Annotated in this window: 21 protein-coding genes; 14 read left to right on the forward strand and 7 right to left on the reverse strand. The window is 56.4% G+C overall.

Features of this window, described 5'->3' with window-relative positions:
* Positions 1-10: 10 nt before the first annotated feature.
* From ACO6TI_RS29255 to ACO6TI_RS29265, 3 genes are all read right to left on the reverse strand, one after another.
* A complete protein-coding gene (locus ACO6TI_RS29255) occupies positions 11-679 on the reverse strand; it encodes a hypothetical protein (protein WP_422383892.1) in 669 nt (222 codons plus the stop codon).
* Between the two features lie 3 nt (positions 680-682).
* On the reverse strand, positions 683-2083 hold the full coding sequence (locus ACO6TI_RS29260) for a selenium-binding protein SBP56-related protein (protein ID WP_055110949.1): 1401 nt from the start codon (positions 2081-2083) through the stop codon (positions 683-685).
* 85 nt (positions 2084-2168) lie between these two features.
* Positions 2169-2927 (reverse strand): IclR family transcriptional regulator, encoded by a 759-nt coding sequence (locus tag ACO6TI_RS29265; RefSeq protein ID WP_104701244.1) that lies wholly within the window; start codon positions 2925-2927, stop codon positions 2169-2171.
* Between the two features lie 90 nt (positions 2928-3017).
* On the opposite strand from ACO6TI_RS29265, the gene ACO6TI_RS29270 reads away from it, so the two are divergent.
* On the forward strand, positions 3018-4130 hold the full coding sequence (locus ACO6TI_RS29270) for an S-(hydroxymethyl)glutathione dehydrogenase/class III alcohol dehydrogenase (protein WP_196878906.1): 1113 nt from the start codon (positions 3018-3020) through the stop codon (positions 4128-4130).
* Positions 4131-4419: 289 nt separating this feature from the next.
* Here ACO6TI_RS29270 and ACO6TI_RS29275 read toward each other — a convergent pair whose 3' ends face one another.
* Both ACO6TI_RS29275 and ACO6TI_RS29280 read right to left on the reverse strand, forming a co-directional pair.
* Positions 4420-5883: a bifunctional 3-(3-hydroxy-phenyl)propionate/3-hydroxycinnamic acid hydroxylase gene (locus ACO6TI_RS29275; RefSeq protein WP_422383893.1), complete on the reverse strand. Its 1464-nt coding sequence runs from the start codon at positions 5881-5883 to the stop codon at positions 4420-4422.
* A gap of 20 nt (positions 5884-5903) precedes the next feature.
* Entirely contained in the window at positions 5904-6875 is a 972-nt protein-coding gene (locus ACO6TI_RS29280; RefSeq protein WP_209013737.1) for a VOC family protein, read from the reverse strand.
* 277 nt (positions 6876-7152) lie between these two features.
* Here ACO6TI_RS29280 and mdlC point away from each other — a divergent pair, with 277 nt between their 5' ends.
* The gene (mdlC, locus tag ACO6TI_RS29285; RefSeq protein WP_197000572.1) at positions 7153-8736 is read left to right on the forward strand and encodes a benzoylformate decarboxylase; all 1584 of its coding nucleotides are present in this window, start codon (positions 7153-7155) and stop codon (positions 8734-8736) included.
* Between the two features lie 85 nt (positions 8737-8821).
* On the opposite strand, the gene ACO6TI_RS29290 is transcribed toward mdlC, so the two are convergent.
* Together ACO6TI_RS29290 and ACO6TI_RS29295 are read right to left on the reverse strand one after the other, a co-directional pair.
* Positions 8822-8944, reverse strand: a complete 123-nt coding sequence (locus ACO6TI_RS29290) for a hypothetical protein (protein ID WP_281930521.1) — start codon at positions 8942-8944, stop codon at positions 8822-8824.
* Positions 8941-10338 carry an FAD-binding oxidoreductase gene (locus ACO6TI_RS29295; protein ID WP_422383894.1) on the reverse strand — a complete coding sequence of 466 codons (1398 nt, stop codon included), beginning with the start codon at positions 10336-10338 and terminating at the stop codon, positions 8941-8943. Before ACO6TI_RS29295 ends, ACO6TI_RS29290 begins: the two co-directional genes overlap by 4 nt.
* A 131-nt stretch (positions 10339-10469) precedes the next feature.
* Between ACO6TI_RS29295 and ACO6TI_RS29300 the strand changes: the two genes are divergently transcribed.
* The 12 genes from ACO6TI_RS29300 (at position 10470) to ACO6TI_RS29355 (ending at position 21860) form a co-directional block, all read left to right on the forward strand.
* Complete coding sequence (locus ACO6TI_RS29300) at positions 10470-11228, forward strand: IclR family transcriptional regulator (protein ID WP_055110934.1); 759 nt, start codon at positions 10470-10472, stop codon at positions 11226-11228.
* Positions 11229-11357: 129 nt separating this feature from the next.
* The gene (locus ACO6TI_RS29305) at positions 11358-11624 is read left to right on the forward strand and encodes a hypothetical protein (protein ID WP_422383895.1); all 267 of its coding nucleotides are present in this window, start codon (positions 11358-11360) and stop codon (positions 11622-11624) included.
* Entirely contained in the window at positions 11575-12195 is a 621-nt protein-coding gene (locus ACO6TI_RS29310) for a VOC family protein (RefSeq protein WP_422383896.1), read from the forward strand. The genes ACO6TI_RS29305 and ACO6TI_RS29310 overlap by 50 nt, the downstream gene beginning before the upstream one ends.
* A gap of 19 nt (positions 12196-12214) precedes the next feature.
* Positions 12215-13072 carry a fumarylacetoacetate hydrolase family protein gene (locus ACO6TI_RS29315; protein ID WP_197000570.1) on the forward strand — a complete coding sequence of 286 codons (858 nt, stop codon included), beginning with the start codon at positions 12215-12217 and terminating at the stop codon, positions 13070-13072.
* The gene (locus ACO6TI_RS29320) at positions 13072-14742 is read left to right on the forward strand and encodes a bifunctional 3-(3-hydroxy-phenyl)propionate/3-hydroxycinnamic acid hydroxylase (protein ID WP_197000569.1); all 1671 of its coding nucleotides are present in this window, start codon (positions 13072-13074) and stop codon (positions 14740-14742) included. Before ACO6TI_RS29315 ends, ACO6TI_RS29320 begins: the two co-directional genes overlap by 1 nt.
* Positions 14743-14768: 26 nt before the next feature.
* On the forward strand, positions 14769-15797 hold the full coding sequence (locus tag ACO6TI_RS29325; protein ID WP_055110927.1) for a TRAP transporter substrate-binding protein: 1029 nt from the start codon (positions 14769-14771) through the stop codon (positions 15795-15797).
* Positions 15787-16332: a TRAP transporter small permease gene (locus tag ACO6TI_RS29330; RefSeq protein ID WP_082442695.1), complete on the forward strand. Its 546-nt coding sequence runs from the start codon at positions 15787-15789 to the stop codon at positions 16330-16332. Before ACO6TI_RS29325 ends, ACO6TI_RS29330 begins: the two co-directional genes overlap by 11 nt.
* 3 nt (positions 16333-16335) lie before the next feature.
* Positions 16336-17655 carry a TRAP transporter large permease gene (locus ACO6TI_RS29335; protein WP_104701234.1) on the forward strand — a complete coding sequence of 440 codons (1320 nt, stop codon included), beginning with the start codon at positions 16336-16338 and terminating at the stop codon, positions 17653-17655.
* A gap of 608 nt (positions 17656-18263) precedes the next feature.
* The gene (locus ACO6TI_RS29340; protein WP_422383897.1) at positions 18264-19088 is read left to right on the forward strand and encodes a class I fructose-bisphosphate aldolase; all 825 of its coding nucleotides are present in this window, start codon (positions 18264-18266) and stop codon (positions 19086-19088) included.
* Complete coding sequence (locus ACO6TI_RS29345) at positions 19088-20236, forward strand: Gfo/Idh/MocA family protein (RefSeq protein ID WP_422385344.1); 1149 nt, start codon at positions 19088-19090, stop codon at positions 20234-20236. The genes ACO6TI_RS29340 and ACO6TI_RS29345 overlap by 1 nt, the downstream gene beginning before the upstream one ends.
* On the forward strand, positions 20233-20883 hold the full coding sequence (locus ACO6TI_RS29350) for a D-lyxose/D-mannose family sugar isomerase (protein WP_055110917.1): 651 nt from the start codon (positions 20233-20235) through the stop codon (positions 20881-20883). The genes ACO6TI_RS29345 and ACO6TI_RS29350 overlap by 4 nt, the downstream gene beginning before the upstream one ends.
* Positions 20883-21860: a carbohydrate kinase family protein gene (locus ACO6TI_RS29355; protein ID WP_422383898.1), complete on the forward strand. Its 978-nt coding sequence runs from the start codon at positions 20883-20885 to the stop codon at positions 21858-21860. Before ACO6TI_RS29350 ends, ACO6TI_RS29355 begins: the two co-directional genes overlap by 1 nt.
* Positions 21861-21883: the final 23 nt, after the last annotated feature.

Here is a 21883-nt window from a genome sequence, read left to right on the forward strand (position 1 = left end):
TCAATTTGGATCAATGCCCGTAATAGGCGGAATAAATGCCAAAGACGCCGACGACGACCAGGCTCAGGGCCCAGACCAGGTCCAGATTGAACCAGGATTTTGACAGGAATTTCAGACCGAGCCACAAGTATACGGTGACGGCGATAAGCCCTCCGGAGACCATCATGGCAAGCGTATGCACCGCGGCAACGAGAAAGGCCGTCAGGACATTGTTGTTCATCAGGCTTTGGGCCGCCAGATGGCCGGAATCATCCCTGCCGACCTCGCAGATACCCAGATAGATCGGAACCAGCATCAGGCCTGCCCCATGGGCCATGGCCGCAAGAAACGACCAGAAGGCCAGCCGGGCGGGATGCACGCGTGCCAAAAATTTCGGATGCCTGCGATTGACAAGCAGATACACCCCCATCGCAATCACCAGAAGCCCTGCTCCGATGCGGATTTCAACTTCCCATTCGACGAGGAACAGCATCAGCGAGAAAGGCAGCAATATGCCGATCATCGCCAGGAAATGCCCACATGCCAGCATGGCAAGCGCCCTTGGCAGCGCCTTGTGGTCGCGTTCCATCAACGCTGCCGAAACGGCCAGGGGCCATCCCATGCCGGGATTGATGCCGTGATAGATTCCGGAAATGATGACGGCCCACCAAAGGGCCGTCGTCGTTGCTAGTTCGGGCATGTGTCAGACCGAAGGGTAGCAGAAACTGTCCGTCGAGCAGTCACCGCCCTCCAACCGTATCTGATGCGCGCGCAAACCGTCCGGGAAGTCGATGTAGAAATCCTTGTCGAGTTCCAGTCCGCCATTCTCGCCGACACGGGCCATGACCATCTGGCCGCCCGAGGACTCCGGGTAGAACTGATCGTCCCATGTCGAATAGAGCGAGTTGGTCCAGTAAACGCGTTTGCCGTCACGGCTGATCTCGACCATCTGCGGGCCATAGGCAAAATCCTTGCCATTGGGATGCTTGGCACCCCGCGCGATGCCACCCAGTTCAACCTTTCCGGCAAGAACCGGGTTCATCGGATCGGAGACGTCATATTGATGCATCTCTCCCAATCCCCAGCAGGCGACGTAAAGGTACTTGTCGTCAAGGCTGAGGTCGATATCCGTCACGAGCGGCGGGACAGCCTCGAAGCCCTGCAGCAGTGGCGGCAGGTTTTCCGCCTTTTCAGGACGCGGATCTATGGTGATCGTCTTCTTGGACTGCCACTTGCCGTCATCGTCACGCCACCAGGTGAAGATTGCGCCCTGCAGGTTGGTCGTGTCGACCACGACGCCGCAAAACCCGTATGACTTGGTCGGATCGTGGGCCGGTCGGATTTCCAGCGCCATCTGGTAGTTCTCGCCAAAGTCCATTGTCTGGATGTTCTTGCGCTTGCGCAGGTCCCAGAAGTGGATCGAGTGGCCATATTTGTTGGACAGCAGGTCCTCCGGGACGATCCCGTTCTCAAATTGCGGCGGCAGCCCCCATTCCGAACTCACCATGTAATCCTGTGGCAGGTTCCACCAGAAATCATAATGCTTGTCCTGCTTGCCCCGATCCATCTCGTATTGCCCGATGATTTCGAAGGTTTCGCAGTCCATGATGAAGATGCCGGGAGGTCCGCCGGTACCGTCTTCACCGCGTCCACCCAGGCAGCTGACATAGATGCCTTCAGGGCCACAATGAATTGTGTGAGGTCGTGAGTATCCGGTCTTGGCAAAGACCTCTTCGGGCTCGATTGTCTTGTGGATCTTGGCTTCCAGCGGTTCCTTGACGTCGATCACATAGATGCGCGACGAACGGATGCCGGGCACGATAAGGTAGCGCCTTTCAAGAAATGCGTGACCCGATAGTGGTGACAGTGCCGATGAACAGGCGTTCCAGCCGAAATGATGGAACTCATCACCCTTATTGGGCACGATCACCTGATGCACGATCTGGCCGTAAGTGTCGGAATCCGGCTTGAGGTCGACTACGGCAATGCCATCTGATTGCGATCCATCAGGGCTGAGCATGACCGTAAAGGCGTAGTTTTCCACTGGTGCCTGCATGGCAAGTTTTGGTGATGCGTGAAATGTAGGATCTGGCCTGAGGTTCATTGTTATTCCTCCCTTTCAAGTAACAATGCCCGTTTTCGGACACGCATTATCGAACCCGCTATCGGGCCAAAAACCAGTGCAACGCTCAGACCTCCGCGACATTGCAGAGTTGGATTGCTCCACTGATTTTGTCCGAGAGACCGGTCAGCTTTCGTCCGATCTCATGGCGATAATTCTTTTCAAACCTGCGGATGGGTCCTACGGCACCGACGCTGAAGGTGGCGCCGATATTCCCGATTGAAACCGGCGCAGCAACGCTCGCGATGCCCAGGTCAATCTCCTGATCGCAATCGGCAAAGCCCCGTTCGGATATTTCCTCAAATTCAGCCCGAAGCTCAGCTTCGGTGATCTTGGTGTGCTCGGTATATTGCTTCATGCTGCGGGACAGGATTTTCTCCTGAAATTCAGGTTCCGCGAATGCGGCAATCGCTTTCGAGCATGAACAGGCATGCATCGGGCGTTCACCCAGGCCTGGATGAATATAGGCGCGGCCCGGATCGTCCGGGGTCTCCACGTGAATGATCTCGACCTTGCTGTCGCGAAATCGTGCCAAAAATACTGTTTCGTTGAAATTGGTGGCCGCAGATTTCAAAAGTGGTGCGGCGCAGCGGCGGACATCGACATCCGATTTTCCCAGCAATGCAATCCGGATCAGGCGCTCGCCGACAACGTAGTGGCCATCGTCGGAAGGCTGATCCAGGAGTTTTCTCTCCACCAGTGTCTGCACCAGCCTGTAACAGGTGGGCTTTGGCAGGCCCGTTGCCTTTTGCACCTCGAGCACAGAAACCGGACGCCCGGCAACAGCGATGATCTCCAGAAGATTGATCAGTCGTTCAAGGTGCATGTTGACGGATCTTTCTCAAATTGTAAGACTGATTATCAAATCATGAGAATTTTTTATTCTCAATGCAAGCGAAATATTTGGAGGCAGACTATGCGTACACGTGCCGCCGTAGCCCTTGAGGCAGGCAAACCCCTTGAGATCATGGACGTTAATCTTGAAGGTCCGCGCACCGGAGAGGTGCTGGTGGAAATAAAGGCCACCGGCTTGTGCCACACGGACGAGTTCACCCGCTCGGGAGATGATCCAGAAGGTATCTTTCCTGCAATTCTGGGCCACGAGGGCGCTGGCGTCGTCATCGAGATAGGTGAAGGCGTTACAAGTCTCGAGGTGGGCGATCATGTCATTCCGCTTTACACGCCCGAATGTCGTGAATGCGATTATTGCCTCAATCCCAAAACAAATCTCTGCCAGTCGATCAGAAGCACCCAGGGTCAGGGCCTGCTGCCTGACGGCTCGACACGGTTTTCCATGCTCGATGGAACACCCATTCATCACTACATGGGCTGTTCGACCTTCGCCAACCACACCGTCGTTCCGGAAATCGCGCTTGCAAAGGTCCGAAAGGACGCGCCATTCGACAAGATCTGCTACATCGGCTGCGGCGTGACGACAGGTATCGGTGCGGTGATCAATACCGCCAAGGTGGAAATCGGCTCACGCGCCATCGTGTTCGGTTTGGGCGGCATCGGGCTGAACGTCATCCAGGGCCTGCGTCTGGCAGGCGCCGATCAGATCGTTGGTGTTGACCTCAACGACGACAAGGCCACGATGGGCAAGCACTTTGGCATGACCGATTTTGTGAACCCGTCAAAAATCCAGGGTGACATTGTCGCGCATCTGGTCGAACTGACAGGGGGCGGCGCTGACTATACGTTTGACGCGACCGGCAATGTGAAGGTGATGCGCACAGCGCTCGAGGCCGCACACAAGGGCTGGGGCGAGAGCGTGATCATCGGTGTTGCTCCGGCTGGCGCGGAGATCTCGACCCGCCCTTTCCAGCTGGTTACCGGGCGCGTCTGGCGCGGTACCGCATTCGGTGGTGCCTCGGGCCGCACTGATGTGCCCAAAATCGTTGATTGGTACATGGACGGCAAGATCGAGATCGACCCGATGATCACTCACAAGCTTTCTCTTGAAGAGATCAACCATGGGTTCGATCTGATGCACGAAGGCAAATCAATTCGTGCGGTCGTCGAGTTCTGAGCGACCGGACAGATGATGCCTGGAGGACAATGCTAATGAGGCAATCCCGCCTGATACCGGGCGGGAACCTCTTGTTGCAGTGTTTCAACGAAGCAGATTGTGAGTTGGGCCCGGCAGGGGTCTGTTGAGTGCGGCGGACTGCCGCCCCGTTTCAGGCCCTGTGGTCATCCCCTTCAAGGTTCACGCAAAATCGGGCAGATATTCGCATTCGGACCAGAAGGTCCGGGTTGAACGAGATCCGGACTGCAAATGAGCGAAGCGCGTCGACCGGTCGTTGATACCGCGATACTCAGTTCACATTTCGAAACTGCTCGGCGGCCTCGACAAGCATGACCTTGATTTGGTCGGGTGAATTGGCAACTGCAAAGATACGTTTGTCAGGCCTCAACAGGACGCTCGTGGCACCGATAGCACCCAACAAATCTGCCAGCGACGGTTCAATACGCGCATCGATCACCCGTACGTCCAGAGGGAATTCACCCGGTTCGACGGGATCAACCGTGATCAGTGCCAGTTCATGGCCGATCTCGTCATCCAGTTTTCTTCCGTTCTTGAGAACAGGCTGAGAGAATGTTTTGCCCCTGGCCGGATCGGAGGCTCTCCCTATTCCAGGGCCTATGACGTTCTGCAAATCCTGCATTTGCTGCGGTCTTTCTGCCTTGCCTGAGTTGCCCATTCGGTTGATCAATTCGCCCAGCCGCACGGCTGTACCGATGTATTCTGCCGCGTTCGGTTTCCGCTCCGTCTCATAGGTCTTCAAGAGTGGGATTTCACTCTCGTCGCGGCAACACCGGGCAAGTTTCCAGGCAAGGTTTGCCGCATCCCGGATCCCCGCACACAAGCCCTGCCCCATGAAGGGCGGTGTCAGGTGCGCCGCATCGCCGGCAATCATCAACCGCCCCTTCACCCAGACCCCGGCGACCTCGGATCGAAATGTATAAATTGCCCGGCGTTCGATTTGCGCATCTTCGGGTTCCAGCCACCTCGAAAGGCGCTGCCAGACGTTCGAGATCTCCGATGCCTGTTGATCGGTCTGGTCATCTGGCAGTGCAAACTCCCACCTGCGTCGCAGGCCTACGTTTCTGCAATAGGTTGCCGGTGTGTCGGCATCGCAATATTGCAGCGTAAAATCACCCAGTTGCGGCATCTCATGGTTCAGCATGACGTCGACGACGAGCCAGCGTTGCTTGAATCCCAAAGAGTTCATTTGTGAGCCCATGATGCGCCTGACAGTGGAATTTGCACCGTCACAACCGACTGCAAACCGGGCCGTGGCATGATGGACCGTGCCGCTCAACCTGTCGACATAACGCAACAGGACCTTGTCACCCATATCCTGCAGGGCGTCGAGCTGGTGCGACAGCAAAATGGTGGCTCCGTCGCGCTCGCGCAGGCTATCACGCAACACACGTTCAAGATCAGGCTGATGAAATCTGTAGCTGGCAAACCACCCGTTCGACGTCACCTCCTGTGGACGCGGCCAGTCCAGCAGCACGGTGTTGTTCTTGTCGACGAAGCGCATGCCCTTGTTGACAATCAACTTGTCCTTGAAGCGATCGGCGGCTCCGATCCACTGCAACACGCGCATGACCTCGTCATCGAAATGCACCGCTCGCGGCAGATCGTAGATGTCGGCTTCCCGATCCAGAACCAGGACCCTGCAGCCCATGTCAGCGAGCAGCGCAGCCAGCACTGCACCGGTTGGCCCAAGACCGGTGATCGCAACGTCAAAGTCAGTGTCGCTTGTTGTCATTCTGCCCGACCGTCCTGATTTCAACCGGATTTCGCGATCTCGCCATAGAGCCAGGGACAGTCCACGATTGGTGGCGCCTGAATTCCCCTTGCGGCCAGTTCAAGACGCTTCTCCTTGAATTTCCGCCGCAATTCTTCGGGCAGATATGGTCGGTCATGTCCCCAGAAACTGGGACCGACACTCGTCTCATGCGGTTCCCATGCAGCTGGATCGATTATCCGCCCACCCCACCCGCTTTCGACAAAGAAACCGGACGGGGAACGTGCATAAAATGAGGTAATCCAGTCGTTCGTGTGACGTCCGAGCGTGTAAGCGATCAGGTCTTGTTCGATGGCAAGATCATGCCCCTGACCCACATCATCGAGCGATCCGAACTCGATCATGAAATGATGAAAGCCTGCGCTGCCTCCCCCCACGAGCGCAAAACTGTGGTGACGTCCATTCACATGGAAGAAATAGAGAGGAACAGGCTTGAGACCGTAGTCGCTCAGCTGGAAATCGAGCAGGTCCGTGTAAAAGGGCACCAGAAGATCCGGGTCAGCAACGCACAAGACCGCGTGCCCCATACCGAGTGTTCCGGTCTTGAATCCGCTATGCGGGCGACCCGGCACAAAACGATCGGTTGTGACCATCGGCTTGTAAAACAGCTCGATCCTGTTACCCGCCGGATCATCGAACTGGATCAGTTGCTCAACGAAACGGCGGTCAGCCAGGTCACGGCTGCCTGGCTGAACTGCTATGTTCGCGGTATCGAGCCTTTGCGCATATCGTTGAAGGTCGTCTGCGGTTTCAACTTCCCAGCCCATGAAGGAAAGCGCATCGCCGGGTTCATTCGCCACGACCAGTCTCTGTTTCCGGTCGTCCATGCGAAAGCTCAGGTTTTGACCACCTGCATCGACCTTCTGCATCCCCAAAAGTCCGCCGGCGAACTCCGACCAATCATCAAGATTGTCGGATCGCACTCCCAGATATCCCAGTGCACAGATCGCCAATTTCTTCCCAACCCTTCAGAACTTTCAAGGCGCGGTACGTTCAAAAAGCCTCTTTATTCTTCTGCCAGATTTTAGGAAAAAACAAGCCTATAAATAACTAAATTACCATTTTATGAGAATTCTGTCACATTTTACCCTGATTGAGAATGGTAATTGCCTTGATGTATTCGCCAAAAAAAGGAGCGGCTGGATCCATTCGAATTCGCCTACCGAAGTTTACGCGAGATGAAGCGACGCGTGGCTGGAAAAAGCACCAAACAAGGAAAGAAAGTTTGACATGAACGTCCGTGATGTCTCGCGCGAATTGATGCGTGAATTAGGATTGAAGAAAGTGTTCGGAAACCCGGGTTCGACGGAAATCCCCTTTCTTCAGGACTGGCCAGATGATTTCGACTATGTCCTTGGCCTGCAGGAACTGTCCGTCGTGGGAATGGCGGACGGATATGCGCAAGCTTCAGGTGAAGCAGTATTTGTAAATCTGCACTCCGCTGCGGGTGTCGGCCATGCGATGGGTGGTATCTACACCGCGTATCTCAATCAAACACCCATGATCATCACGGCGGGACAACAGAGCCGCGACTTGTTGCTCAGGCGTCCTTTCCTGGGTTCGATGGAAGCAACAGAACTGCCCAAGCCTTATGTGAAGTGGAGCTGCGAGCCGGCACGTCCACAGGATGTGCCTCTCGCCTTGCTGAAAGCTCACACGATTGCGATGCAGCATCCGCGTGGCCCGGTGCTTGTCTCCATTCCCATGGATGACTGGAATTGCCCGGCCGATATGCCGCATCTGCTACATCGGAGCGACGAACATCCACCACATGTCCAGGCGGTTGAAAATGTCGTGTCCGCTTTGACGAGAACTGAAAATCCGTCTCTGGTTCTGGGACCGGGTGTTGCCCGCAGCGGCGCAAGGCGGGCAGCAATCAAGCTGGCCGAACATCTCGGCGCAACAGTGTACACCGCCCCCATGGCGAGCCGGTCGGTTTTTGATGAAACACACCACTTGTTTGCCGGCCACCTCCCCGCTGCGCCAAGGCCCTTGCTTCAAGAGCTGAAAAAACATGATGCCAGCGTCGTGATCGGCGCTCCCGCCTTCGCGTTCCACGTCTCTGGTGATCTTTCGGTGATTGGAAACTTGCCCACGGTCTTTCAGTTCGATGATAATCCGGACGCCGTGGCAAGCGCGTTCGGCGTACAAAGTACAATGTGTTCGCCGCGCTTGGCTATCGAGGCTTTGCTGCAGCAGACATCACCCGGAAAGCACCGGAAAAAAGAACTCCGACCGGCCCCGCAGACCACGACCGGTTCGCGTTTCAGTGCCGATTGCGTCCTGGAAACCCTCAACGCATTCTTACCAGAAAACGCCGCACTCGTGGAGGAAGCTCCGTCGCACAAAAACGCCTTCAGAACGTTTGTCCCCGATACCTTGCACCGGGAATATTTTGCAATGTCCAGCGGCGGGTTGGGATTTGCTGTCCCGGCAGCGGCAGGCATTGCGCTTTCAGAAAAATTCGACCGTGTTGTTGCCATCGTCGGCGACGGTTCGGCGATGTACTCCCCACAAGCGCTTTGGACCATCGCGCAGCGTGATCTTCCGGTCACGATACTGATCTTGAACAACCGCGGGTACGGTGCGATGCGTGCATTCAGCGAGTTGTTTCAGAGTGACAAGGTGCCGGGGATAGAGATTGACGGCATCGATTTCGCTTGCCTCGCCACAAGCCAAGGCATGACGGCGCAGGTGGCCCGGGACACAGCGTCATTGGAAAATGCTCTCGTGCAGGCATTTGAGCGGAAGGGCCCAATGCTGATCGAGGCAAGGGTCGATCAGACAATCGAGGCACTGTATGACCTGGACTAATCATAGGACCGGGCCTGCCAACACTTCCGCATGCCGCAAGTCATCACAGGTCAGGCACCCAAGCAGCGCCATCGCACGGTCCAGATCATTGCTGAAATGCCGTATCACCCAGTCCGGGCCCGCTGCCCCCGTCGAGATAGTCGAAAACCAGTTTCGGAATACGCCGGCGCGACAACTCGCGCAGGTCATCGATGGATGCGGGGATCACGCGACGGCTCCCGGCAACGGAAAAACCTTGCCGGGATTGAGGATACCGCCAGGATCAAGAACCTTTTTGATCTGCTGCATCATGTTGATCTCAACAGGGCTCCGCGAACGGTCTAGATAGCCGGTTTTCAGCGTTCCTATGCCGTGTTCAGCCGAGATAGATCCGCCAAATTCTCCAACACAATCATAGACAACGAGATCAATCTCGGCCTGGGGAAACGGGTCTTCGCGAACCTGAACAGCAAGGTGGATGTTGCTGTCAACCACATGACCGAACACGATCAGCTTCGCATCGCTCCAACGCGCTTCCAGCCTCCCGCGCAAAGAACTGACAAAGCCATCGATCCGGGTGATTGGAATGGAGACATCAAAATTCGCATTTGGCCAGAAACGGGTTTGCAGGTCGCCGGAAGCATCGCGGATGGCCCAGAAAGTCTCCGCTTCGCGAGCGGACTGCGCGATCAACACGTCCACCATCAGGCCATCTTCGATGCAATACGCCAAGATCTCTTCGAAGCGCATGGCCTCATCTGATCGTCGCTCCTGTTCGATCAGCAGATAGTATCCGAGGCCGTGGTCCAAGGGCGGCTTCAAGGCATGATTTGTTGCAAATCCATAGAACTCCGGCCACATGGCTTCAAAGGCTGAAAGATCTGTTCCGAGCGCTTTCCGTACGCGACGGACAACCTCTCTAACAGCGTCAAAATCCGGAGCCGCGCACAAGGCTGTATCCCTGTGCAACGGTGCATCATAAAGGCGCAACACTGCACGTGTGATGACGCCCAAAGTTCCCTCGCTTCCGATAAAAAGCTGTTTGAGGTCATACCCGGCGTTGTTCTTGAGCATAGTGTTCATCGAGGACATCACGGTTCCGTCGGCCAGTACGACTTCCAGGCCAAGAACCAGATCACGCGCCATTCCATATTTGAGAACATGGTTGCCTCCTGCGTTCGTTGCGAGGTTTCCGCCAATCATGCAGCTGTCACGCGATCCGGTATCGAGCGGAAAGAGAAGGCCTGCCTCCTCCGCCGCCAGCTGCGCTGCCTTCATCGTGACGCCGGCTTCCAGCGTCATTGTTGCAGCGGTGACATCGACAGTTTCAACCCGAGACATGTTTTCCAGCGAAATCCCGACGGACCCTGGCAAGAGGGCTGCCCCGCCGGCAAGACCCGTGCGCCCTCCCTGAGGCACAACGGGTATGGACAACTCATTGCACAGACTGAGGATTTCGGACACTTCCTGCGTATTTTCCGGACGTGTCAGACCCAATGGCTCCGCTCCGGGAAGCGACGGAACCATCCAGTCTCCCCGATAGGTTTCCAGGATCGCTGGATCCGTAACAAGTACTTTTGGCGCGAGCCTCTTCCGCAAGATCAGTTGTGCTTCGTTCGACATGAAATTTTTCCAGTTCAGGTTCAAAGCCCAAGTGGCCAACTTATGCTTTGCTCACTAGAGTGATATTCTGGCTGAATTCAAATACAAAATTCTCATTTAATGGGAATCTTTTAGAAATCGAGAGAATCCAATTGGCAGGCTTTGATCGCTACGACAACATTCTGAAGCTTTTCATTCATCAACGCAGTTCCTGGACAGCGATCGACATCGCCCACGAGTTGGGCGGGGCGCAGAGCACGGTTTACAGAACCGTCCGGGAGCTGGTGGCAGCCGGCTTTCTGGAAAGTACGATCGAGGCCCATTACCGTCTTGGCCCGGCGTTTCTGGAATTTGAATATTCCATGCGCGCCAGTGACCCACTCGTCCGTTCCGGTGCCATTTTCCTGGAAACACTGGTCGAACAGGCTGGTGTATCCTGCTCGGCCGTTCTGGCACGTCTCTACGGCAATAGGGTGATGTGCGTCGCAGATGCGCATTCTTCCGATGTCACGCAGGAAACGAGTTTCAAGCGTGGGCGTCCCATGCCCATCCTGCTCAGTGCAACGTCAAAGGCGATATTGGCAGGATTGCCTGGCCGCCGGCGTGAACAGCTCTTTGATGCAGTGGGGCCGGAAAACCCGGAAGAACGCCAATCCCTGACCGAAGAGTTGAAAAACATCAAAAAGCGCGGGATATCGATTACCAGTGGCGAACTCGACAAGGGCGCCGTCGGGCTGGCCTCACTGGTCCGCAATCAATCTCTGGGAATCAATGCATCACTCAGTCTGATTCTGGCAACGAAGGACTATGACGAGAGCATCAAACCCAGGCTTCTTTCGCTGCTGACCAGCAATGCCAAGTTGATCGAAAACTTCATGGAGGATGCGCACAAGGGAATGCTGCAGCCCTAGGGAACGTGCCGGGTACGTCCAGATAGGAATTGAGGAATTTCCATAAAATACGACTAATTTGCATTTTTTGTTTGCAGAAATATCATAATATGAGAATACTGCCTGGAAATTCTGTTCCCGGGGGTATCAGTGACTCAAACAGCAGTACAGGCGGCGGCCTACCTTCATCATCTGGCACTTGAAAGTTCCACCCCTTCCCATCTGGCCGAGTTCTATTCGGATGCAATGGACATGGGCCTTGCAAAGATCTCGGACGCGGAGTGGCGATGTGAAGGACCCGGCCGTCGAATGATCATTGTTGCCGGCGAGGACAAGAAACTCTCTTTCGCGGGTATGGCATGCCGAAATGCCGACGGGCTCGCGGCGCTCCGCGCGCGCAGGAAGCGAGGGACTTGAGATCCTTCAAAGCCCGTCACCCTATTTTGGCGACGATGCATTTGCGGTTCGGGACCCGAACGGTCACCTGATCTGTTTCGGATTGGCAAAGCCGGACACGATCGCACGCAAGGGCATTCAGGGCCCGACGCAGCATCTTACATTTGCTTCAAATGACGTGAGCGCCTTCGTCGATTTCTATTGCGGAAAACTGGGGTTTTCACTGGTTGATCGCGTGTTGCACGACGATGGCGATCTTGCAACCGCGTTTACCACCTCGAACCACGAACACCACACGATCGCCTGTTTCAAATCAGATCGAAACGGGATTGACCACCATTCCTACGAAGCGGGTGACTGGAACTATATCCGGGACTGGTGCGACCACTTTGCCGACCGCGATATTCAGTTGATGTGGGGCCCGGGTCGCCATGGTCCCGGAAACAACCTTTTCATTTTCATAGAAGACCCCGACGGGAACTGGATCGAGGTCTCGGCTGAACTGGAGGTCATCTATGACCGGCAGGTTGTCGACTGGCCGCAACATCCACGCACATTGAACAAATGGGGCCGCGCAATCTTGCGCTCTTAACTGGGGATCCGGGGAACAGATGAAATTATTGAGTTTCTTGCGTGAAGGATCAAGCGGCTTCGGCGTGGTTGTCGACGGCGGCGTTATTGATCTTACAGGTCGGCTTTCTGGCGAAGTGGTGACACTGCGACAGGCAATCGCCGCCGAAATGCTGGGGGCAGCTGCCGATTATGCATCGGGTCGGCACCCGGACCTGGGCTGGTCGGACATCACCTTTCTGCCGGTCATTCCCGATCCAGCGAAAATACTCTGCATCGGGCTGAACTACCAGAAACACAAGCAGGAAACCGGGCGGCCGGATGTGGAATACCCCACGGTGTTTACCCGCTATGCAGATTCGCAGGTCGGTCATCGGCAGGCGATGATCAAGCCCGGCGTGAGCGAAAGATTCGACTACGAGGGCGAAATGGCCGTGATCATGGGCCGGGGTGGGCGCAACATCCCTGCAGAAACAGCTTTGAGCCACGTCGCCGGTTACGCCTGTTACAACGAAGGGTCCGTGCGGGACTGGCAACGGCATACATTTCTTTTCACTCCGGGCAAGACGTTTCCCGGCACCGGTGCATTCGGTCCGTACATGGTCACCACCGACGAAGTGGGCGATTATACCAGGCTGCCCATTCAGACACGGCTGAATGGTGAAGTGATGCAGGATGCAAAACTTTCCGATCTCATTTTCCCGGTCGAGCAATTGATCGCGTATTGCTCCACCTTCACACCGCTGGCCCCGGGAGACGTCATCGTGTCCGGAACACCAGGGGGCGTCGGAGACAAGAGAACCCCGCCGGTCTACCTCTTCCCCGGCGATACGGTGGAGGTAGAGATTGGCTGCCTCGGCACTCTGCGAAACCCGGTCATGGGAGAGGATGCCGTGTAGTGCCGAAAAACGCCTCTGATACGGACGTGATCATTGTGGGAGCGGGCCCGACCGGGCTTCTCCTGGCCAACCTGCTGGGTACGATGGGCGTGCGCACAACAATCATCGAACGCAATGCCGGCACGGTTGATGAACCTCGGGCCGTGTCCATCGATGATGAATCCATGCGCTCACTGCAGGCCGCAGGGCTTTCTGATGAAGTTGGTGCAATCTGTTCGCGAGGTTACGGGTCGATCTACAAGGGTCCGAACGGCAATGTTTTTGCAACGGTCAAACCGTTCATCAAGGAATACGGATTCGACAAGCGCAACGCGTTCCAACAGCCCGAGTTCGAGGCAATTCTGCGTGCCGCTCTCGAACGCCACGACAACGTCACCGCGCATTTCGAAACAGAGGTCACCGGATTTTCTCAGACATCCAAAGCCGTAAAGGCGACCGTCACTTTTCCGGATTCAGAAAGCGGCACAGTGACCGGGAGCTACATGGTGGCCTGCGACGGCGGCCGGTCGGCAATTCGGAAGGCGTTGGACATCAAGATGGAAGGAACGACATTCGAGGAGCCCTGGCTGATCGTCGATCTGCTGTCCACGCAAAACAGATGCTTCCACACCGAGGTGCATTGCGATCCCTCTCGGCCAAGCATCACCCTGCCCGGCCCGAATGGCGTACGCAGGTACGAATTCAAGCTGCAAAAGGGTGAAAATCCGCAGCAGGTGACAGAGGAAACCTTTGTCCGCCGCCTGCTTGCAGAAACCGGACCCGATGCAAAAGAACCAATCCGGCGAGTGAGGGTCTATACGTTCCACGCCCGGATTGCAGAACGCTGGCGTGAAGGGCGCGTTTTTCTTGCAGGAGATGCTGCACACCTGACGCCTCCATTCGCAGGGCAAGGAATGAACAGTGGACTGCGCGACGCGCATAGTCTGGCCTGGCGGCTTGCCGAAACCCTGCACGCAACCGGGTCGACCGATCTGCTGGATAGTTACCAAACCGAACGCAAGCCTCACGCCTGGTCGCTGATTCAGCTGGCACTGCGTATGGGGCAGGTGATGATGCCCGCTTCACGCCTGCAAGGATCGTTGATCCGCGCGGGTTTTCACGCACTCGCGCTTTATCCACCCGCCCGGGATTACTTTGCGCAGATGAAATACAAGCCCAAACCACGATTTGAACAGGGGCTGATCCAGCATGGCGTTCGCCGGAGCAAACATTCGGTGGTGGGTCGAATGATCCCGCAGCCAGTTGTTGCCGATCCGGACCGCACCCATCATCTGCTGGATGAAGTACTGCCCGACAGACCCGTAGTGCTGCTGTATTCCAAGGCGCCGGACACTGACCTTTCCGAAACGGCGCGGGCTCAATTCCGGAAACTGGGCGTTTCCATTGTTGGTCTTACTCCGGAATGCACCAACCCGGTTTCGGCGGACTTCCCGATTTACAGGGATCAAAGCCGGTTTTTCGCGTCCGAACCTTACAAATTCCATGTCGGACATGCCTTTCTTGTTCGGCGCGATCGATATGTCGCAGCGTCTGTACCGGTTTCCCGGGCCGATAGTTTGACTGAGATGATCTTGCGGCTCAGCCCGCAGCTTGAGCATGCGCAATCATCAGTCGCTGAACACATTTCCAGAAAAAAAGAGACGTCAGGTCCGATACCAAGAACTGCATAAATTGACTTCAGAGGAGGAGAAGCCAAATGTTGAAATTCAAAGGGTTGCTTGCAGCTGCGTTGCTAGGCGCAGGTCTTGCTGGAAGCGCGTATGCCGAGCCCGTAACGCTCAAGTTTCACTCGTTCCCGCCGATGCCTGCAAACTCCAATGCCAAGTTCGTCAAGCCGTGGGCAGAAAAGGTGAAAAAGGAATCAAACGGAGAAATCGACGTCGAGATGTATGTCTCGATGCAACTTGGCGGCAAGCCGCCACAGCTTGTTGACCAGGTTCGCGAAGGTGTTGTCGACATCGTCTGGACCGTGGGTGGATACACGCCCGGCCGCTTTCCGCACCTGGAAGCCTTCGAACTGCCATTCATGCCTGCCTCCGCCGAGGCGACCTCGCAGGCCGTGCATGAATACATGACAACAGTCGGAGCAGAAGACCTGAAGGACTACAAGGTCCTGGCAGTGTTCGTGCATGCCCCGGGGAAAATCCATACCAAGGACAAACTGATCAAGTCGGCCTCGGATCTCGAAGGCTTGAAAATGCGCGGTCCGACCCGTGTCATCAGTCAGATGCTCGGAGAACTCGGCGCAACACCGGTCGGGATGCCGGTTCCACAGGTTGCGCCATCGCTGTCCAAAGGTGTGATCGACGGCATGGTGGTGCCTTGGGAAATCATGCCTTCTTTCAAGCTCGAAGAACTGACCAAGTCGCACTCCGTCGTTACCGGGGACCGTGGTCTATACACAACTCCGTTCCTGTTCCTGATGAACAAGGCGAAATACGAGTCGCTCACCGATGAGCAGAAAAAGGTCATCGACGACAATTCCGGGCTGGCGCTGGCACAGATGGCCGGTCAGCTATGGGACAGCTTTGAGGCGCCTGCCCGCAAACTGGCCGAAGACGCAGGTGGAGAATTCCATGAAATCTCCGGAGCAGAACTTGAACAGCTTCAGGCCACCGGTGATGCTTTCGTTGAAGCCTGGATTGCGGAGGCAAACGAAAAAGGCATGGATGGTGCCATGCTGATCGACACCGCACGTAATCTTGTCACCAAGTATGACAATTGAACCAGACCGGTCGGACATGACATCCGGTCACCCCAAGCGCCCGATCGACCCGGTCGGGCGCATGCTGGAGCGTGTCGCGGTGGTCCTGGCGGGTCTCGGGGGCATTGTGCTGCTGGTCATCGTCAGCATCAGCTTTGTCTCCATCATTGGCCGTTTCCTCTTTTCCAGCCCCCTGTTGGGGGATTTCGAACTGGTCGAGATGGGCTGTGCAGTCGCGATTGCGTCCTTCCTGCCCCTTTGCCAGTTGCGCAGAGGCAATGTGATTGTGGACTTCGCCACCGCAGGTCTGCCACCACGTGTAAATGCTCTTTTGGACGGTTTGAGCGCGTTTCTGTATGCGCTGGTCGCGAGCTTTTTCACATGGCGCATGTATTACGGGGCACAGGACATGTTTCGTTACAGTGAAGAAACGATGTTGTTGCGGACACCGGTCTGGATCCCGTTCCTGCCCGTCGCGTTTTCTTTCTTCATTCTTTCAATCTGCTGCTTCTACACCGCGTACAACAGCTTCCAGCGCACAATGAGACGGATCTGAAGAATGGACCGCGAGACCCTTGGAATCGTCGCCTTTCCGGTGCTCTTCATCATGCTTGCCCTTCGTGTTCCGATCGGATTGGCCATGCTTGTCGTTGGCAGCGCCGGCACTGCAATGATTGCGGGCTGGTCACCCATCTTCTCTCAGGTCAAGACGAGTGCCTGGCATCTGTTCTCCAACTACTCGCTTTCCGTCATTCCGCTCTTTCTGCTGATGGGGAATTTCGCTTCGCGCACAGGCATGAGCGAAGCCTTGTTCAAATTCGCGAGTTCTTGCCTCGGCCACAGGCGCGGCGGCGTCGCAATGGCTGCCATTGGCGCCTGCGCAGGCTTCGGAGCTGTCTGTGGTTCTTCGCTAGCCACCGCTGCCACGATGGGCAAGGTCGCACTGCCGGAACTGCGCCGGCTTGGCTATTCCGGCTCGCTGAGCACAGGTGCGCTAGCTGCGGGCGGAACGCTGGGTATCCTCATTCCGCCTTCGGTCATACTGATCATCTATTCGATCCTGACCGAACAGAATATTGCGAAAATGTTCCTTGCTGCACTGGTCCCAGGCCTCCTCGCGGCCGGTGGCTATATCCTTGCAATCGCGATCTTTGTTCGGCTTTACCCGAGCTCGGGCCGCGCTCGCGAACGGGTCTCGATGCTGGGGCGCCTGGGATATTTCAAGGATATCTGGCATGTCGTGCTGATCTTCACCTTCATGCTCAGCGGCATTTACCTGGGCTGGTTCACCCCGACCGAAGGGGCTGCCGTGGGGGCTGCCGGAACCGGACTCATTGCCGTCTTCAAACCGGACTTCGGATTTCGCGCGCTGATGGAAGTGATCGAGAGCACCGCGATCACATCGGCAATGATTTTTCTCGTGCTGCTCGGTGCCGAGTTCTTCAATGCCTTCATTGCACTCACACAGCTCCCGATCCTGTTGGCAAATTTCGTTGTCGATGGCAATTTCACGCCGCTTGTGGTCGTCGCCGCGATCCTCGTACTCTACCTGTTCCTAGGTTGCCTGATGGACAGCATGGCAATGATCCTGCTGACAATTCCCGTATTCTTCCCTCTCATCATGACACTTGATTTCGGAATGAGCCCTGAGGAAACGGCCATCTGGTTCGGCATCCTTACGCTGATCGTTGTGGAGGTAGGGTTGATCACGCCACCGGTTGGCCTGAACGTGTTCATCATCAACAAGATGGCGGTGGACGTCCGGATTTCGGACACCTTCAGAGGCGTGCTGCCCTTTCTGATCAGTGACATCATTCGCGTTGCGGTTCTGTTCAGCTTTCCGGTAATTACCCTGTTCCTGATCAGGCTCTTTCCCTGAACACCGGCGCTTCTGGGCGGTTGCGAGAACCCGAACGACCCCGCTCCCGCCAGCGTCTTGCCGCTCAACGTGTGAATGCGAGAGTGCGGTCCAACGGATTTTCGTCGGGTTGACTGGCTCCCGAGTACCAGATCGTTTTTTGCTGTTGCCATCGATGAACAATCGCACATCAAGCAAAGTTCGTTTATTGCCGCCTTGCCCGTGCGTACGGCCAGGCCACGGTCGACTGCAAAAACAAAATACGACAAGGCCCTTCTGAGCCCCCCGGTATGAGGCAGCGAGCGCGAAGCCCGCTTTATTCCGGCTCAAGCCGGAAAGATAATTTCCGGTTCCCGATGTTCGCGCTCCTGGCAAGCACAGGGCGCACCAGCAGATCATGACGCCAGGGTCCGAGTGCGCTGCTGGAAAAACATCGCGTATGCCTGAGGCGCCTGCACCGCCGTTTTCTCAAGATATCCGTTTTTCAAATGGGTTGGCGCGACCTGAAATTCGAGTCGATTTGACATGAATATGGAAACGATTTCATATTTCCATTGACACGTTCCATAAGCTTCGATTATGAAAATATGGTAACGTTTCCATAATGAGTGCATTGGAGAAATTTCAATATGAAAGCTGCGCGCATCAACCGTCTCTTTGGCATGTCCGGGAATTGTTTCGACGTCGCCATTGATCACGGAATGTTCAATGAAAAATCCTTCCTTGGAGGGATAGAGAACATGGCGGCAGCCGTTGAAGTCGTTGCGAAGGCTGCCCCGGATGCCATTCAACTTCCCCCCGGCACCGCTCCACTGCTGCAAGCCCGGCCCGGCAAGGACCGGCCGGCACTCGTGCTGCGCACCGATGTTGCGAATGTTTACGGCACGCCACTGCCGAAGCTGCTGTTTTCAGAAGTGATCGACCAACCTGTAGAGCAGGCTGTCCGACTTGATGCGGCTTGCGTCGTCGTCAATCTGCTCAGCTTGCCGGATCAACCCGAAGTCTATCGTCAATGCGTTCGAAACATAAACGGGCTGAAACATCTTTGCGATCTGGCCTCCATGCCGTTGATGGTCGAACCGCTGGTGATGCAAGACAATGCCAGGGGCGGTTACATGGTCGACGGTGATCTGGACAAGATAGTGCCCCTGGTCCGTCAGGCCGTCGAACTTGGTGCCGATATCATCAAGGCGGACCCCTGCACCGATGTCAGCCAGTATCACAGGGTGATCGAGATCGCCCAGGGTGTACCCGTTCTGGTGCGCGGCGGCGGCAAGGTTTCAGACGAGGAAATCCTTACCCGTACATCGGAGCTGATGGTTCAGGGCGCACGCGGCATTGTCTACGGCCGGAATGTGATCCATCACCAAAAGCCTGCGGAAATGACGCGCGCGCTGATGGCCATCGTTCACGACGGTACTTCGGTTGCCGATGCACTGGCATTGGTGGCTTGATCATGAAGACCATCCGATTTGGCATTATCGGTTGCGGCCTGATGGGGCGGGAATTTGCTTCAGCCGCCGCGCGCTGGCTGCATCTGACGGAGAGCCGTGCACGTCCTGAAATCGTCGGTGTTTGCGACACGAATGAAGCCCTTATGGGTTGGTTTTCAACCCATCTGCCGAATTTGAAACAGACAACAACGGACTTTCGGGAACTTCTGGCAAACCCCGACATAGACGCAATCTACTGCGCGGTGCCGCATTCCCTGCATGCAGACTTCTATCCGCAGATAGTTGCTGCCGGAAAACACCTGTTGGGCGAAAAGCCCTTTGGCATGGATGCCGGGCAAAATGCGACCATAACCAAAGCGATAGCCGACCACCCCGGCGTCCTGGTCCGCTGTTCCTCTGAAATGCCGTATTTCCCCGGCGCGCAACGGGTCATCGAATTCGTTCGCTCAGGCGCGGTTGGCGACATCCTGGAGGTGGAATCCGCGTTCTTGCACTCGTCGGATCTCAATCCCGACAAGAAAATCAACTGGAAGCGGATAGCCAGCGTCAATGGCGATTATGGCTGCATGGGTGATCTCGGCATGCATGTCTGTCACGTGCCCCTTCGTCTCGGCTGGAAGCCCTCATCTGTGCATGCAAGCCTCGTCAACCGGGTCACCGACCGCCCCGACGACAAGGGAAACAGGGTTCCCTGCGATACATGGGACAACGCCACAATAACCGGCAGCGTTGAAATGCCCGGCGGCACCTTTCCTCTCGTTCTGAAAACATGGCGAATTGCACCGGGTGAATCGAATACCTGGTCCCTGCGGGTGCTCGGCATGAAAGGCTCGGCCCTGTTCACCACCAAATCGCCGCGGCAGTGGCAGTACATGCACTACGAGGCCGGTGGCGCGCAGGCCTGGCAGGTCGAGGATCTGGGCTATCAATCCCTGTTTCCAGCAATCACCGGCGGCATTTTTGAATTCGGATTTGCGGATGCCATTCAGCAGATGTGGGCTGCATTCATCGATGAACTGGCTGGTGGCGATGCGCGCGGTTTCCCCTGTGCCACCCCGGCCGAAGCGGCTGATCACCACGCCATATTGAATGCTGCGCTGGCGTCGGGACGAACCGGTCAGGTCCAAGACGTGGAATACAGCCAATGAACCGCTCCGAGATCAATCAGGCGCTCAGGGCGGCTGAAGAAACACTCGCCCGGTACAGCTGGGCCTTGCCGGACTGGGCATGCTGGTCGGTTGACGATCATCGCGTGAACGCGAGCCAGAGCAAATGGCTGCGGGACCGGCAACTCGGATGGGATGTCACCGATTTTGGGTCCGGTGCGTTCGCGGACCGCGGCCTGACACTGTTTTGCGTCCGCAATGGCACGCGATCGCCGGGCGAACGACCCTATGCAGAAAAGTTGCTTTTTGTCGGCGTGGATCAGGAAACACCGTTTCACGCGCACAAACAGAAGCTTGAGGACATCATTGTCCGCGGTGGCGGGACGCTTTGCCTCGAGTTGATACCGGATGGCGCAGTTCTGGAAACAGCCGGGACAACTGTCCGGATCGATGGCATGCCTGCGCCCATGTTCGGTCATGTTCACCGATTGACGGCAGGTCAGAGCATTACGGTTCCACGCGGGGTCCAGCACCGGTTCTGGGGTGAAAAGGCGCCCGTCTTTGCAGCCGAGGTAAGCCAGTGCAACGATGACCTGACCGACAACTATTTCCTGGAGCCGTTAGGGCGTTTCAGTGAAATCCTCGAAGACGAGCCTCCCTATCGCCAGCTCTGGAATGAGGTTGGGTGATGGCCGGTGGTCGCGGTGTGATTTGTGCAGGCAACTGGATCGTGGACATCATTCACGACATTCCGGAGTGGCCGGCAAAGTCGGATCTGGTCGTGATCACCGGGCAGACCGTCGGAGTGGGCGGCGGGGCCGCCAACGTCGCGTTTGATCTCGCTGCCCTCAAGAGCGACTACCCGGTTCTGCCCGTCGGATTGCTGGGTCAGGACGAGCATGGCGAGACCGTGCTTCAACACTGCCGGGCTGCCGGACTGAGTGTTGACTATCTCCAGTCGGTTCGCGAACTGCGTACGGCACACACTCATGTGATGAATGTCCCGGGTGACAGCCGCACCTTCTTCTATCACCCCGGAGCCAATTCGCATCTGGGCGTCGACAATCTGCCTATCGGTGCCATGGCTGCGCACGGTCCGCGGATCTTCTATCTGGGTTACCTGAACCTACTGCCGCGTCTGGATGCCGTTGGACCCGATGGCCGCACCGGTGCTGCCGGAATTCTGGCGCAGGCACGGCGTCTGGGGATACTGACTTGTGTGGATCTGGTGTCATCACTCAACGATAGCTATCGCGAGATTGTCTTTGGAACATTGCCGGAAATCGACTGGTTGTTCCTGAACGAGACGGAAGCCGCGCGTGCCACCGGCGTTCCGCTTGAAGGTGAAGCTGACCGGGAAAACATGGCGCTTGCAGCCACGCGGCTGTTGGAAGGCGGATTGCGGCAGGGATGCATCCTGCACACACCCAGACTTTCGCTCTGGAAAACGGCTGATCAGGAGCTCTGGTTCGACGTGCCGCAGCTTCCCAGATCGCAAATCATCAGCCCGGTCGGCGCAGGCGACGCGTTCGCGGCCGGCATTTTGCACGGATTGCATGAAAGCTGGCCCGCGCACGAATGCGTCCAGCTCGGAAACAAAATGGCCGCAGCATGCCTGCGCTCGCCAACGGCAACGGGAGGTATTCCTGCATTGAATCAGCTTTGACGCCCCGGGAGGCGGCGTTGCAG

This window comes from Roseibium album, assembly GCF_965233825.1.
Classification (GTDB): domain Bacteria; phylum Pseudomonadota; class Alphaproteobacteria; order Rhizobiales; family Stappiaceae; genus Roseibium; species Roseibium album.